Annotated in this window: 16 protein-coding genes; 13 read left to right on the forward strand and 3 right to left on the reverse strand. The window is 37.1% G+C overall.

Translation table 11 applies throughout. The annotated features are described in order from the left end of the window. Nucleotides 1-3 precede the first annotated feature (3 nt). Nucleotides 4-1,350, forward strand: a complete 1,347-nt coding sequence (gene gcvPA / locus PQQ29_RS06945; RefSeq protein ID WP_003766769.1) for an aminomethyl-transferring glycine dehydrogenase subunit GcvPA — start codon at nt 4-6, stop codon at nt 1,348-1,350. After that, nucleotides 1,347-2,813 (forward strand): aminomethyl-transferring glycine dehydrogenase subunit GcvPB, encoded by a 1,467-nt coding sequence (gene gcvPB, locus PQQ29_RS06950; protein ID WP_010991511.1) that lies wholly within the window; start codon nt 1,347-1,349, stop codon nt 2,811-2,813. The genes gcvPA and gcvPB overlap by 4 nt, the downstream gene beginning before the upstream one ends. Nucleotides 2,814-2,853: 40 nt before the next feature. On the opposite strand, the gene PQQ29_RS06955 is transcribed toward gcvPB, so the two are convergent. From PQQ29_RS06955 to PQQ29_RS06965, 3 genes are all read right to left on the reverse strand, one after another. Further along, nucleotides 2,854-3,234, reverse strand: a complete 381-nt coding sequence (locus PQQ29_RS06955) for a rhodanese-like domain-containing protein (RefSeq protein ID WP_003762099.1) — start codon at nt 3,232-3,234, stop codon at nt 2,854-2,856. A 61-nt stretch (nt 3,235-3,295) separates the two neighbouring features. Next, complete coding sequence (locus tag PQQ29_RS06960) at nt 3,296-3,568, reverse strand: hypothetical protein (protein WP_003771719.1); 273 nt, start codon at nt 3,566-3,568, stop codon at nt 3,296-3,298. Nucleotides 3,569-3,581: 13 nt separating this feature from the next. Continuing rightward, nucleotides 3,582-4,547, reverse strand: coding sequence for a DUF1385 domain-containing protein (locus PQQ29_RS06965; RefSeq protein ID WP_003766778.1), 966 nt, complete (start codon nt 4,545-4,547; stop codon nt 3,582-3,584). A gap of 179 nt (nt 4,548-4,726) precedes the next feature. Between PQQ29_RS06965 and PQQ29_RS06970 the strand changes: the two genes are divergently transcribed. The 11 genes from PQQ29_RS06970 (at nt 4,727) to PQQ29_RS07020 (ending at nt 13,100) form a co-directional block, all read left to right on the forward strand. Continuing rightward, nucleotides 4,727-5,788: a M24 family metallopeptidase gene (locus PQQ29_RS06970; protein WP_010991512.1), complete on the forward strand. Its 1,062-nt coding sequence runs from the start codon at nt 4,727-4,729 to the stop codon at nt 5,786-5,788. 102 nt (nt 5,789-5,890) lie between these two features. Then, nucleotides 5,891-6,448, forward strand: coding sequence for an elongation factor P (efp, locus tag PQQ29_RS06975; RefSeq protein ID WP_003722482.1), 558 nt, complete (start codon nt 5,891-5,893; stop codon nt 6,446-6,448). Nucleotides 6,449-6,607: 159 nt separating this feature from the next. Next, on the forward strand, nt 6,608-7,078 hold the full coding sequence (gene accB, locus PQQ29_RS06980; protein WP_010991513.1) for an acetyl-CoA carboxylase biotin carboxyl carrier protein: 471 nt from the start codon (nt 6,608-6,610) through the stop codon (nt 7,076-7,078). 13 nt (nt 7,079-7,091) lie between these two features. Further along, nucleotides 7,092-8,456: an acetyl-CoA carboxylase biotin carboxylase subunit gene (gene accC, locus PQQ29_RS06985; protein WP_003762104.1), complete on the forward strand. Its 1,365-nt coding sequence runs from the start codon at nt 7,092-7,094 to the stop codon at nt 8,454-8,456. Between the two features lie 2 nt (nt 8,457-8,458). Further along, nucleotides 8,459-8,866, forward strand: coding sequence for an Asp23/Gls24 family envelope stress response protein (locus PQQ29_RS06990; protein WP_003722485.1), 408 nt, complete (start codon nt 8,459-8,461; stop codon nt 8,864-8,866). A 30-nt stretch (nt 8,867-8,896) separates the two neighbouring features. After that, nucleotides 8,897-9,283, forward strand: a complete 387-nt coding sequence (nusB, locus tag PQQ29_RS06995; RefSeq protein ID WP_003762105.1) for a transcription antitermination factor NusB — start codon at nt 8,897-8,899, stop codon at nt 9,281-9,283. Between the two features lie 91 nt (nt 9,284-9,374). Then, on the forward strand, nt 9,375-10,229 hold the full coding sequence (folD, locus tag PQQ29_RS07000) for a bifunctional methylenetetrahydrofolate dehydrogenase/methenyltetrahydrofolate cyclohydrolase FolD (protein ID WP_003771725.1): 855 nt from the start codon (nt 9,375-9,377) through the stop codon (nt 10,227-10,229). Nucleotides 10,230-10,247: 18 nt separating this feature from the next. Further along, entirely contained in the window at nt 10,248-11,600 is a 1,353-nt protein-coding gene (gene xseA / locus PQQ29_RS07005; protein WP_010991514.1) for an exodeoxyribonuclease VII large subunit, read from the forward strand. Then, a complete protein-coding gene (locus PQQ29_RS07010) occupies nt 11,590-11,817 on the forward strand; it encodes an exodeoxyribonuclease VII small subunit (protein ID WP_003762111.1) in 228 nt (75 codons plus the stop codon). The genes xseA and PQQ29_RS07010 overlap by 11 nt, the downstream gene beginning before the upstream one ends. Nucleotides 11,818-11,819: 2 nt before the next feature. Next, a complete protein-coding gene (locus PQQ29_RS07015; protein ID WP_010991515.1) occupies nt 11,820-12,701 on the forward strand; it encodes a polyprenyl synthetase family protein in 882 nt (293 codons plus the stop codon). A 198-nt stretch (nt 12,702-12,899) separates the two neighbouring features. Further along, complete coding sequence (locus tag PQQ29_RS07020) at nt 12,900-13,100, forward strand: cold-shock protein (RefSeq protein WP_003719639.1); 201 nt, start codon at nt 12,900-12,902, stop codon at nt 13,098-13,100. The last annotated feature ends 122 nt before the right edge of the window (nt 13,101-13,222 follow it).

The raw sequence follows: 13,222 nt of genomic DNA on the forward strand, positions 1-13,222 counted from the left end.
AATATGGCAAAACATCGTTATTTACCAATGACGGAACAAGATGAGAAGGAAATGCTTGAAGTGATAGGGGTTAAGTCGATTGATGACTTATTTCAAGATATTCCAGAAAAAATTAGATTTAAGCGGGATTATGATTTAAAACCGGCAAAATCAGAACCGGCGTTGTTACGAGAATTATCTAAACTTGCCTCTAAAAATGCCAATACTTCAGAATATGCATCCTTTTTAGGAGCTGGTGTATATAGTCACTATATTCCAACTGTGGTAGATCACGTTATTTCTCGTTCAGAATTCTATACAGCTTATACGCCTTATCAGCCAGAGATTTCGCAAGGGGAGCTACAGGCGATTTTTGAATTCCAAACGATGATTGCAGAATTAACTGGAATGGATTTAGCGAATTCCTCCATGTATGATGGTGGAACAGCTCTTGCCGAAGCAGCGATGTTAGCAAGCGGACATACTAAACGCAAAAAAATCCTTATTTCAGGGGCGGTTCATCCAGAAAGCATTAATGTCCTAAAAACCTACGCTACAGGTCAACATATTGAAGTTGAAGTTATTCCTGAAGTGGATGGTAAAACGGATATAGATGTTCTAAAAAAAGCTCTTTCCGATGATATTGCAGGGTTTGTTGTACAATATCCGAACTTTTATGGCCAAGTAGAACCTTTAGCAGAATTAGAAAAATTGGTTCATGAAAATAATTCTTTACTTCTTGTTTCAAGTAACCCGCTATCTCTTGGCTTACTGACGCCACCAGGAGAATTTGGTGCGGATATTGTTGTTGGTGACTCCCAAGTGTTTGGTATTCCAGAATCATTTGGTGGACCGCACTGTGGTTTCTTTGCGGTAACAAATAAATTAATGCGTAAAGTTCCTGGACGTTTAGTCGGGGAAACGGTAGATGAAAATGGGAAACGTGGTTACGTCCTAACATTGCAAGCACGCGAACAACATATTCGCCGCGATAAAGCTACTTCCAATATTTGTTCAAACCAAGCATTAAATGCATTAGCTTCTTCAGTTGCTATGGCGACACTTGGAAAAACTGGGCTAGTAGAGATGGCGAAACAAAATCTTGATAAATCTCATTATGCTAAACAAAAATTCCGCGAAAATGGCTTTGAAGTATTATTTTCTGATGGTTTTTTCAATGAATTTGTAGTTAAGCTTTCTAAACCAATTAAAGAAGTAAATGAATCGCTTCTAGATGAAGGAATTATTGGCGGTTATGACCTCGGTTTCTATGATGCTAAATACGAACAACATATGCTTGTAGCTGTCACAGAGATGCGTACAAAAGAAGAAATTGATGCCTTTGTGGCAAGCTTGGAGGGTGTAAAATGAATTTAGAAGAAACAATGCCATTAGTCTTTGAACGCTCTATTCCAGGAAGAATTGGTTTTAGTTTGCCGGAAAGTGATGTTCCCGAAACAAATGCAGGTGACTATTTTGATGAAGCATATCTTCGTTCCACACCAGCAGATTTACCTGAACTCAGTGAACTGGAAATTATGCGTCATTATACCAATTTGTCCAACCATAATTTTGGTGTAGACTCTGGTTTTTATCCGCTTGGGTCTTGTACGATGAAATATAATCCGAAAATTAATGAAAAAGTAGCTAGATTCCCCGGTTTCGCCAATATTCATCCTAACCAACCAGAAAGTTCTGTCCAAGGTGCGTTAGAGCTGCTTTATGATTTACAAACAAGTTTAGTTGAAATTACTGGAATGGATGAAGTAACGTTACAACCAGCTGCTGGGGCGCACGGTGAGTGGACTGGCTTAATGTTAATTCGTGCTTTCCATGAAAAAAATGGTGATACAAAACGTACGAAAGTAATCATTCCGGACTCTGCGCACGGTACTAATCCGGCTTCTGCGGCAGTTGCTGGCTTTGATGTCGTTACAGTTAAATCCAATGAAAAAGGACTTGTCGATGTTGCTGATTTGAAAAAAGTAGTAGGTGAGGATACAGCTGCACTAATGCTTACAAATCCAAATACATTAGGTCTTTTTGAAAAAGATATTGTTGAAATGGCAGAAATTGTCCATGCAGCTGGAGGAAAATTATACTACGATGGTGCCAACTTAAATGCAATCATGGCAAAAGTTAGACCAGGAGATATGGGCTTTGACGTAGTACATTTAAACTTGCATAAAACATTCACTGGTCCTCACGGCGGCGGTGGACCTGGTTCGGGGCCAATTGGTGTTAAAAAAGAGTTAATTCCATTCTTACCAACGCCAGTCCTTACGAAAAAGGACGATGCTTATACATTTGATTATAATTATCCTGATTCAATTGGGCGAGTGAAGCCGTATTATGGTAACTTTGGCATTAATGTGCGTGCTTATACTTATATTCGCACTATGGGGCCTGATGGTTTGAAATTAGTGACAGAGTACGCTGTTTTAAATGCCAATTATATGATGCGCAAATTACAAGACGCTTATGATTTACCATTTGACCAAGTTTGCAAACATGAATTTGTTTTAAGTGGTAATAGACAGAAGAAACTTGGCGTCCGTACAGTTGATATTGCAAAACGCTTACTAGATCATAATTTCCACCCACCAACTGTCTACTTCCCATTAATTGTTGGTGAAGCAATTATGATTGAACCGACTGAAACAGAATCGAAGGAAACACTGGATTCCTTTATTGATACAATGCTGAAAATTGCTAAAGAAGCGGAAGAAAATCCTGAAATCGTTCAAGAAGCGCCGCATAGCACATATGTGAAACGACTGGACGAAACAAGAGCTGCCAGAAAACCAGTGTTACGTTATCAAAAAGAAGTATAAAAAAGAAGCCTTGCCATGGATCTCACGGCAAGGCTTTTTCTTATTTAGATTTTGTTTTACCTGTCCATTTACGATAGCCGCCTTTAAGCTGATAAACATCTTTATAACCACGTTTATACAGCATAATAGCTGCGCGGTTACTGCGTTGTGCTGTTTGGCAGTATAAGTAAACTGGTAAATCTTGACGAATCTCTGTTGTCCGATTTTTCATTTGTGTAACTGGGATATTTCTAGCTCCGAGAATATGTCCAGCATCGAATTCATTTGGCTCGCGAACATCAATTAACTGTGCTTTACGATAACCTTTTTTAAACTCTTCTTCTGTTAAAACTTTTAGTGCTTTACGTCGCATTACAAACTGGTAAATTTCGTATCCTAAAAGAATAACCAGAATGATAATTGCTATAATCCAACTAATCAATTGTGTAAACCCCTTTCATCCTGAAAACTGCTTTTTTTAAAGCATCCTTTTCTATTATAACTTATTTTTTGCCACCATCAATCACTTTAAAAGAAGATTTTCGTTTTTTCTTCGTTTTTTTCTTTGGGTCATGTAAATTCTTTGATTGTTTCACTGCTTTTTGATAGTTTGTATCTGTTTTTCTATTAGTAAAAAGTCTTAGAAGTAGGGTGAAAATAAGTGTTCCAATTAAAACCGAAATTAGTAATATGAAAAATGATTTAAAACCACCCATTAAAAGTCCGATACCAACCAGCGCGAGTAAAACAATAACAATAAGAGGATATTTCTTCACTATGAATCAACTCCTATTCTAAAAGTTCCAGATTCTCAGGTTCAGCCGCATCAACTGGAGCGCCTTCTTTTTCAACACGTAAAAGTTCGTTGAATGACGCAATGGCAACTTCTACTTGATCATCGGACGGCTCTTTAGTTGTAAGAAGTTGGAGCCACAGTCCAGGAACACCTAAATATTTAAGCACTGGGATATTTCGGCATTTATTAGTTAATTGTAAAACTTCAAATGCTACACCTAGTACAACTGGAATAAGTAAAATCCGGTCGACAACCCGAAGCCAAAGTGGGTCAGTTGGAACTAGCAAATAAATAAACATACCTACAATAACTGTAAATAAAATAAAACTACTACCACAGCGGTAATGAAGTCGTGACTGCTTTTGAACATTTTCCACTGTTAAAGGTAAATTTTCTTCGTAACAGTTAATTACTTTATGTTCAGATCCATGATATTGAAAAACTCGTTTAATAATTGGAGTCTGAGAAACTGCAAAAATATAAGTTAATAGCAGAATCAATTTGAAAAAACTCTCTAAAAACACTTGTGCTGTGTCGCCTGGAACGATAGGGCGAAATAACTCTGCTAAAAAGACCGGAATTAACGTCATCACAAATTTAGCAAAAACGAAAGATAAGATACCGATTACCGCAACACCTAACCACATCGCAATTTTCGATTCTTTCTTCTCGATTTTTTCTTCTTCAACAGGGTTATTTGGATCCTCATCATATCGGTCTGTCGCAAAAGCGAGGTGTTTGGAACCGATAGCACTAGATTCAATTAAAGCAACAATACCTCTTAAAAAAGGAATTTTCTTCATACGCATGACCCAAACTGGGCTATGTTTTTCTAAATAAAAATATTCTAATGAACCATCTATACGTCTAACAGCTGTAACTGTTTGTTTTCTGCCGCCAAACATGACGCCTTCTACAACAGCCTGTCCACCATATGATGGCACGTTTTGTTTGCTCAAACTTTTCACCAGCCTATTCATGTTTACTAATATGTTATTTTACGCTAAAAACTGTTTTTCGTATAGCGCAAAACGCCTAAAAAAAGTTATTTTTTCTAAATTGTGATAAAATAGTTTCGAACGCGTTTAATAATGCGATTTTTGCAGACTTAAAATTTAATAAAAGTGGGGGAATAAAAATGTCTAAATTAACTAAAATTCAAGAAACACTTGGCAAGGAAAAGATAGAAGCAGTTCTTGTTACAAGTGAATTTAATAGAAGGTATGTCTCAGGTTTCACTGGAACTAGCGGTGTAGCACTCATTTTACCTGAAAAAGCATATTTTGTAACAGATTTTAGATATACAGAACAAGCGGCTAAACAAGCTGAGGGATACGAGATTGTTAAACATGAAGGACCGATTTTTGATACAGTAGAAGATTTACTAATTAAAAATGATACAAAAACACTGCATTTCGAAGCGGATTATGTAACGGTATCAGAATTTAAACAAATGGAACGCTTGTTTAATCGTCAATTAATTCCTCTTACTGGATTTTTTGAAGAAATGCGTAAAGTAAAAACAGCGAGCGAATTGAAAGCTATTCGGACGGCTTGTGACATTGCAGACGCTGCATTTGCGCATATTATTAAGTTCATTAAACCAGGAATGGCAGAAATTGAAGTATCCAATGAACTAGAATTCTTTATGAGACGTGCTGGAGCTACATCATCTTCGTTTGATACAATTGTTGCTTCGGGTGTTCGCTCTGCACTTCCGCATGGTGTTGCTTCTGATAAAAAAATTGAGGTTGGCGACTTTGTAACGATGGATTACGGTTGTTACTATGACGGTTACTGCTCTGATATGACAAGAACAATTGCTGTCGGTGAACCTGCTGAAAAATTAAAAGAAATTTATCAAATTACTTTAGATGCGCAATTAAAAGTAATTGATAGCTTAAAACCAGGTATGACTGGAATTGAAGCAGATGCCATTGCACGTGATTATATTGCTTCCTTTGGTTATGGCGATGCATTTGGACATTCATTAGGTCACGGGATTGGATTAGAAATTCACGAAGGACCTAATTTATCATTCAAAAGCCCTCAAAAATTAGAAGTTGGTCACGTTGTTACAGATGAACCAGGAATTTATTTGCCAGGAATTGGCGGGGTTAGAATTGAAGATGATCTTTTAATTACAGAAACTGGTAATGAGATTTTAATTCATTCACCAAAAGAATTAATTATTTTATAAAATTCCTTTGTAACTTTGTGTGTTTTATGGTTAAATAAGGAAGAATGAGCAGTTTTAATATGCTCCAAATAAAGATACTTTGCAAATTACAGGAGGAAAAACATGATTTCAGTAAATGACTTTAAAACAGGGTTAACAATAGAAGTAGATAATGGTATTTGGCGTGTGCTAGATTTCCAACATGTAAAACCCGGAAAAGGAGCAGCATTTGTTCGTTCCAAATTACGTAATCTTCGTACAGGTGCAATCCAAGAAAAAACATTCCGTGGTGGCGAAAAAGTTGCAAAAGCGCAAATTGATAATCGTAAAATGGCTTACTTATACGCTGATGGTACAAATCATGTATTCATGGATAATGAGTCTTATGAACAAATTGAGCTTCCAGAAGACCAAATTGCTCATGAGCTTAAATTCTTAAAAGAAAATATGGAAATTAATATTATCATGTATCAAGGCGAAACAATCGGTATTGATTTACCTAACACAGTAGAATTAGTTGTTACTGCAACTGATCCTGGAATTAAAGGTGATACTTCTTCAGGTGGTTCTAAACCAGCCACTCTTGAAACTGGCCTTGTTGTCCAAGTGCCATTTTTCGTTAATGAAGGAGACAAACTAGTAATTAATACAACCGAAGCGGCATATGTTTCTCGGGCGTAAGAAAGAAGAGTTCATTACAGCTGGAGTTAATTCTTCAGCTGTTTTTTCTATTTGCTAGCGCTTCCTGTACACCTTTTGAATAAAAAGTATGGTACAATAAGGACAATGCGTGATTCATGCAATTTTTTATTTTTAGTATTATTAAGGAGTGTAAATGGAATGTTATCAATAGATGAAATTAAACAGCTAATTGAGCTGATTGACGAGTCAACTCTAGATGAATTTGAGTTAGAAACAAAGGATAGTAAGATTTTGCTTAAGAAGAATAAAACAGTGGTTTCTGCGCCTCAAGTAGAAGTACCTGTTGCTGTTACACCAGCGCCAGTTCAAGCACAAGCAACTGAACAAGCTGCGGCACCTCAAGCAGAAACAACTACGACTGATGCAGGCTTAGAAGTTATCACCTCTCCTATGGTTGGTACTTTTTATGCATCTGCTTCACCAGAAGATGCGAATTTCGTTAGTGTTGGTTCTAAAGTATCCGCACAATCTGTCGTATGTATTGTAGAAGCAATGAAATTATTCAATGAAATCACTGCTGACATTGACGGAGAAATTGCAGAAATTCTTGTTTCAAGTGGCGAATTAGTCGAATTTGGACAACCACTATTCAAAGTTAGAAAAAAATAAGGGGTCGAAAAACATGATTAAAAAAGTACTGGTAGCGAACCGTGGAGAAATCGCTGTCCGTATCATTCGCGCTGCAAAAGAACTTGGAGTGGAGACAGTGGCGATTTATTCGGAAGCAGATAAAGAAGCGCTACATATTCAGCTAGCGGATGAAGCTTATTGTGTAGGTCCCGCGGCAACAAAAGATAGTTATTTAAATATGTCTAATATTATTAGTCTTGCTGTTTTAACAAACTGTGATGCGATTCATCCTGGTTACGGATTCTTGGCTGAAAATGCTGACTTCGCTGAGTTGTGCGAAGACTGTAACATCACTTTTATTGGGCCAAGTGCCTCTGCAATTTCACAAATGGGGACAAAAGATGTGGCTCGCGAAACAATGCGAAAAGCTGGCGTACCAATCGTACCTGGTTCACAAGGAATTGTCGCTGATGTAGAAGATGGCAAAAAAATCGCTAAAAAAATCGGTTATCCTGTAATCATCAAAGCAACTGCTGGTGGTGGAGGTAAAGGTATTCGTGTAGCAGAAAATGAAGAAAAATTAATTTCTGGTATTCAAACTACACAGCAAGAAGCCGAAGCAGCTTTCGGAGATCCTGGCGTTTATTTAGAAAAATACATTCAAGATTTCCGCCACGTAGAAATTCAAGTGCTTGCCGATAATCATGGTAATGTTATTCATTTAGGAGAACGTGATTGTAGTATTCAACGTCGCTTACAAAAGCTAATTGAAGAATCACCTTCACCAGCTATTGATGAAAAGACACGCCAAAAAATGGGTAAAGCTGCTGTCAAAGCTGCAAAAGCCGTGAATTATTCGGGTGCAGGAACGATCGAATTTATTTTTGATCATCACGAAAATAATTTTTACTTTATGGAAATGAATACTCGTATCCAAGTAGAACATCCTGTAACAGAGCTTGTTACTGGTATTGATTTAGTAAAACAACAATTTTTAGTGGCTTCAGGTGAAGAACTGAAAATCAAACAAGCCGATGTTAAATTAACCGGTTGGGCGATGGAATGTCGGATTAATGCTGAAAATCCTGAGAAAAACTTTATGCCAGCACCAGGAGAAATTAAATTTTATCTTCCACCAGGTGGCTTAGGCGTTCGAATTGACTCAGCAGCATATCCAAACTACAAAATCCCGCCATTTTATGATTCAATGATTGCAAAAGTAATCTGTTATGCAGAAACACGTGAAGAAGTTGTTCAAAAAATGAAACGGGCACTTTCGGAGTTTGCTATTGATGGCATTCCTTCCACAATACCATTCCATTTACGTGTGTTAGATAACGATGTATTCCTGTCAGGAGACTTTAATACAAAATTCTTGGAGCAAAATGATGTAATGAATCTTTCTAAGGAGGGCTAAAAATGGCTTACACAAAAGATTTAAGAAAACAAAATGATGCACCACTTGGTAAAATTGAAATTGCGCCTGAGGTTATCGGTGTAATTGCTGGTCTTGCTGCGAGCGAAATCGAAAACGTTGCGTATATGCAAGGTGGTTTTGCTACAGAAATGCGCGAAAAATTCAGCGGTGCCGTTAACTACCGTAAAGGTGTAAAGGTAGAGCTAACTGAAGAAGGTATTCTAATCGAACTTTATTGTTCTGTACTATTCGGTGCAACTATCCCGCTTGTTGCTCAAAATATTCAAGATGCTGTCCGAGATACTATTTTCAATATGACAGGGTTGAATGTTCTTGAAATCAACGTGCATATCGTTGGCGTACAATTTGAAAAAACAGAAACACTTTCCTTCGATGATTTTGAGCTTTAAAATTCAAGGAAAAAAAGGAGCAGCCTTAACATGAAAAGAAGAGAAGCGCGCGAGAAAGCACTTCAAGCATTATTCCAAATCGAATTAAACGAAATGTCGTTAGATCAAGCCATTAAAAACATCATGGAAGACGAACAAGACGATTATATGGAGCAATTAGTTGAAGGAGTTATGGCAAATAAAGCTGAAATCGATGCGATTATTGAGCCTAACTTGGATAATTGGCGCATCGATCGTTTGAACAAAGTAGATCTTTCTTTGCTACGACTAAGCGTTTACGAAATTAAGTACTTGGATGACGTACCAAATCGAGTTAGTTTAAATGAGTCCATAGAAATTGCGAAAATTTACAGTGATGAAAAATCAAGTAAATTTATTAATGGCGTACTTGCTAATATTGCACCTGAAGATAAATAAACTTGATTGAGTGCAAGGTTTTCCTTGCACTCCCTTATTTCGCGATTTTTAAGCATAATAGCGTGGAAAGTATTTTAAGGGGGCCAAACTCATGGGAGAAATTATTGATGGCAAAAAGTTAGCCAAAGAAATCCAAGAGAAAGTAACATCAGAAGTAGCTGAATTAGTAAAACAAGGTAAAAAACCGGGTCTTGCGGTTGTGCTCGTAGGAGATAACCAAGCCTCTCGTACATATGTTAGAAATAAACAAAAGCGAACAGAAGAAGCAGGAATGAAATCTGTTTTAATTGAACTTCCTGAAACAGTAACAGAAGAAAAATTACTAAAAGTAGTAGAAGAGTTAAATGAAGATAATACAATTCATGGTATATTGGTACAATTACCTTTACCAAAACATATTTCAGAAGAAAAAGTCATTGATGCTATTAGTTTTGACAAAGATGTTGACGGTTTCCACCCGGTGAATGTAGGTAACTTATTCATTGGTAAAGATTCTTTCGTTCCGTGCACACCCGCAGGAATTATTGAGTTAATTAAATCAACCGGCACTCAAATAGAAGGCAAACGAGCAGTCGTTATTGGCAGAAGTAATATTGTAGGTAAGCCAGTAGCACAATTATTATTAAATGAAAATGCTACAGTAACAATAGCTCATAGCCGTACAAAAGATTTACCTCAAGTGGCAAAAGAAGCCGATATTCTAGTTGTTGCAACAGGATTAGCTAAATTTGTTAAAAAAGAATACATTAAGCCAGGCGCAATTGTTATTGATGTTGGTATGGACCGCGATGAAAACAATAAATTATGTGGCGATGTAGATTTTGATGATGTCAAAGAGCAAGCAGGATTCATCACTCCAGTTCCAGGAGGCGTTGGGCCAATGACAATTACCATGCTTCTTGCTAATACATTAAAAGCTGCAAAACGCATTTGGAAGATGAATTGATTAATTGGATGTGAAATGATGGAACAAGATAAATATTTAACGGTAGCCGCAATAACCAAATATATTGAAAAGAAATTTGAAGTTGATCCGTATATGAAACAAGTATTCGTGCGCGGAGAAATTTCTAATTTAAAACAACCAGCGAGTGGACATCTGTATTTTACGGTGAAAGATGAATTTGCTATGCTTCGTTCTGTCATGTTTCAAAAAGCAGTTCAAAAGATTGGTTTTGTTCCAGAAGATGGTATGAATGTACTTATCACGGGGCGAATTGGCGTTTTCACAAAAGCTGGGCGTTATCAGTTTTATGCTGAACATATGGAACCAGATGGCGTCGGTGCACTGTATATTCAATTAGAACAGCTGAAATCACAATTAGAAAAGGAAGGACTTTTTGCGGAAGCGCATAAAAAAGTGCTTCCTTCTTTCCCGTCCAAAGTTGCAGTAGTTACATCTAAAACAGGTGCTGCTGTAAGGGATATTTTAACAACGATTCATCGTAGAATGCCCTCGGTGGAAGTAATCGTGTATCCTACAGTTGTTCAAGGTGATAAGGCAGCTCAGCGAATAGTAGAAAACATTGGTCGAATCAATCAGCGAAATGATATTGATGTGATGATTATCGGTCGTGGTGGTGGCTCTCTCGAAGAACTATGGGCTTTTAATGAAGAGCCAGTTGTTCGAGCAGTTTATGATTCTGATGTACCTGTAATCTCTGCGGTAGGACATGAAACAGACTTTGCGCTCAGTGATTTTTCAGCAGACGTTCGAGCAGCGACACCAACCGCAGCAGCTGAACTAGCGGTTCCAGATTATCGCGATTTAGAAGAACGACTTGCAGAACGTAAATATCGCTTATTAGCAGTTACAAGGCAGTTGTTAGAACGTAAAGAAAGAGCACTTGAGCAACTAAAACAACATTTAATCTTAAATGGGCCAAAACATCAATTAGAACAGCAAATGGAACGTACAGATTATTTTGCTGAACGACTAAAAAATGCTTTTTCCAAGCAAGTATTGCTAAAACAAACTACTTTTAACCGACTAAATGATCGTTTACACTATTACCATCCTAAGAAAGAAATAGCCTTACAAAAAGAGCAAATAATATTACGTAAGCAAGCGTTAGATAAAGCAATGAAACAACAACTTAAAGATAAACAACAAGCTTTTATTAGACAAGTCGAGGCTTTAGAACATTTAAGCCCGCTCGCTTTATTGAAACGTGGATTTGGTGTAACGTATAAAGCAGGAGAGTTAGTTAAAACCGTCCAAGAATTGGAAATTGGTGATAATATTCAAGTAAAAATGCAAGGTGGACACATAGACGCACATATTACCGCAAAGGAGGAAGATACAAGTGGCAACTAAAAAGAAAACTTTTGAAGAAGCAATCGCAGAACTAGAAACAATCGTAGAAGCGCTCGAAAACGGTAGTGCCTCACTTGAAGATTCTCTTGATATGTATCAAAAAGGAATCGAATTAACAAAATTATGCCAAGATAAATTGCAATCAGCCGAGCAAAGAATGGCTAAAGTAGTCACAGAAGCAGGAGAAGAAATTCCTTTTGAAGCGGATGGTGAATAAATTTGCAAGATTTGATGCTTTTTCTAGATCATTATAAAAAAGTACTTGATGAGTCGCTTTTTAAAGAAATAAATATGCGCAATATCGAACCTAAGTTGAAAGAATCAATGTTATATTCAGTGCAAGCTGGCGGAAAACGAATTCGTCCAATGCTTGTTTTTGCAACGCTTCAAGCCTTAAATATTGAGCCAATGCGCGGTTTAAAAACAGCTACGGCACTTGAAATGATTCATACGTACAGCTTAATTCACGATGATTTACCAGCAATGGATGATGATGACTATCGACGCGGGAAATGGACGAACCATAAAATATACGGTGATGCAACAGCAATTTTAGCAGGAGATGCTTTGTTAACACTCGCTTTTTCTATTTTAGCTGAAGATGAAAATCTATCTTTCGAAACGCGTATTGCTTTAATTAATCAAATTAGTTATAGCAGTGGAGCAGAAGGCATGGTAGGTGGGCAACAAGCCGATATGGAAGCTGAAAATAAACAAGTCACATTAGAAGAACTAGCATCAATCCACGCTCGCAAAACTGGTGAACTATTAATTTTCGCAGTAACCTCAGCCGCAAAAATCGCTGAAGCAACTCCAGAACAAACAAAACGATTACGAATTTTTGCAGAAAATATCGGCATTGGTTTTCAAATTAGCGACGATATTTTAGATGTAATTGGCGATGAAACAAAAATGGGTAAAAAGACAGGGGTCGACGCTTTTCTGAATAAAAGTACCTATCCCGGATTACTCACACTCGAAGGTGCTAAACGGGCATTAAATGAGCATGTTTCAATTGCAAAGTCAGCGCTTTCAGGACATGATTTCGACGATGAAATTCTCCTTAAACTTGCTGATTTAATCGCACTTAGAGAAAATTAATCATAATTATCTAGTAATTTCAAAAATTTTTCACATATATAATTCAAATTGATTTGCTTTTCTTAAAATACCGTGTTATACTAATGTAAGATTATTTTTGTGGGTGAAAGATACGATTGTGAACAACTTTCCATCTCGTGCCGTTAAGCAAGAATAGTAAATAATTAGTGTGCATAACACACGAGGAGGAACATGAACATGGAACAAGGTACAGTAAAATGGTTTAACGCAGAAAAAGGATTTGGTTTTATCGAACGCGAAAACGGTGACGATGTATTCGTACATTTCAGCGCTATCCAAGGCGACGGATTCAAATCTTTAGACGAAGGTCAAGCAGTAACTTTCGACGTTGAAGAAGGCCAACGCGGACCTCAAGCAGCTAACGTTCAAAAAGCGTAATTCTATTTTTTGAATAAGAAAAAGCAAATCATTTCGGTGATTTGCTTTTTTATTTGCCTAAAATCACCTTTCCTTGTTTGGTATAACTAGAATTATTTGCTATAATAAGAACAATTAATCGA

The organism is Listeria innocua (assembly GCF_028596125.1).
In the GTDB taxonomy this organism is placed as follows: Bacteria; Bacillota; Bacilli; order Lactobacillales; family Listeriaceae; genus Listeria; species Listeria innocua.

What these genes read in the sequence shown, in the direction of transcription:
- gcvPA (WP_003766769.1), top strand. Translation starts at nt 4, where the DNA reads ATGGCAAAACATCGTTATTTACCAATGACGGAACAAGATGAGAAGGAA.
- gcvPB (WP_010991511.1), top strand. Translation starts at nt 1,347, where the DNA reads ATGAATTTAGAAGAAACAATGCCATTAGTCTTTGAACGCTCTATTCCA.
- PQQ29_RS06970 (WP_010991512.1), top strand. Translation starts at nt 4,727, where the DNA reads ATGTCTAAATTAACTAAAATTCAAGAAACACTTGGCAAGGAAAAGATA.
- efp (WP_003722482.1), top strand. Translation starts at nt 5,891, where the DNA reads ATGATTTCAGTAAATGACTTTAAAACAGGGTTAACAATAGAAGTAGAT.
- accB (WP_010991513.1), top strand. Translation starts at nt 6,608, where the DNA reads ATGTTATCAATAGATGAAATTAAACAGCTAATTGAGCTGATTGACGAG.
- accC (WP_003762104.1), top strand. Translation starts at nt 7,092, where the DNA reads ATGATTAAAAAAGTACTGGTAGCGAACCGTGGAGAAATCGCTGTCCGT.
- PQQ29_RS06990 (WP_003722485.1), top strand. Translation starts at nt 8,459, where the DNA reads ATGGCTTACACAAAAGATTTAAGAAAACAAAATGATGCACCACTTGGT.
- nusB (WP_003762105.1), top strand. Translation starts at nt 8,897, where the DNA reads ATGAAAAGAAGAGAAGCGCGCGAGAAAGCACTTCAAGCATTATTCCAA.
- folD (WP_003771725.1), top strand. Translation starts at nt 9,375, where the DNA reads ATGGGAGAAATTATTGATGGCAAAAAGTTAGCCAAAGAAATCCAAGAG.
- xseA (WP_010991514.1), top strand. Translation starts at nt 10,248, where the DNA reads ATGGAACAAGATAAATATTTAACGGTAGCCGCAATAACCAAATATATT.
- PQQ29_RS07020 (WP_003719639.1), top strand. Translation starts at nt 12,900, where the DNA reads ATGGAACAAGGTACAGTAAAATGGTTTAACGCAGAAAAAGGATTTGGT.